Origin of the sequence: Bradyrhizobium sp. IC3195, assembly GCF_020193585.1 — a bacterium.
In the GTDB taxonomy this organism is placed as follows: domain Bacteria; phylum Pseudomonadota; class Alphaproteobacteria; order Rhizobiales; family Xanthobacteraceae; genus Bradyrhizobium; species Bradyrhizobium yuanmingense.
Genome location: NZ_JADYVG010000090.1, coordinates 1 through 473 on the forward strand (window position 1 = coordinate 1; position 473 = coordinate 473).

General features: G+C 41.6%; 1 protein-coding gene. It reads right to left on the reverse strand.

What is annotated here, in order from left to right:
• Positions 1-230, reverse strand: a 230-nt coding sequence (locus tag I6F09_RS37225) for a leucyl/phenylalanyl-tRNA--protein transferase (RefSeq protein WP_346730147.1), incomplete at its 3' end; no start/stop codon positions are given.
• Positions 231-473 lie beyond the last annotated feature (243 nt).

The following is a 473-nucleotide window of genomic DNA, read 5'->3' on the forward strand; positions in this document are numbered from 1 at the left end:
ATCCATGTTCCATCCTGCCCCTTACGTTCTATTTTAGCGCAAGTTGAGATGACTTCTTCAAATGCTTTATCAAAGCTGAATTGAAATGGACTCTTTCGCATCAGCTTTGCCATGCTTTTGCTGATGTATAAATCTTGCGGAAATAAAACAAAGCGTGGATCCGGGCTCCACCAAAGCGGGAGTTCTGTTTCATTATACCAAGGAAAGATGCCTTTTGTATAAGCTTCCACAACCCGTGTTTCTGTTACGTTCCCGCCGACTAAAAGAAGACCTTCTTCATCTGCAAATGTTACGGGTGGAAAGTAAAATTGATTTTCGTCGGAACAAAGAATTGGCATAATGGTGAAGATGTTATGCCGTTACCTCCAGGGTAGCGCTAATGCCGCGATCTAAAATAGCATCGCACATAGGACGCAATTCTTCATAACTGCCGTTCTTTACAGCATACTTGCCATTGAAATGAATTATATAAG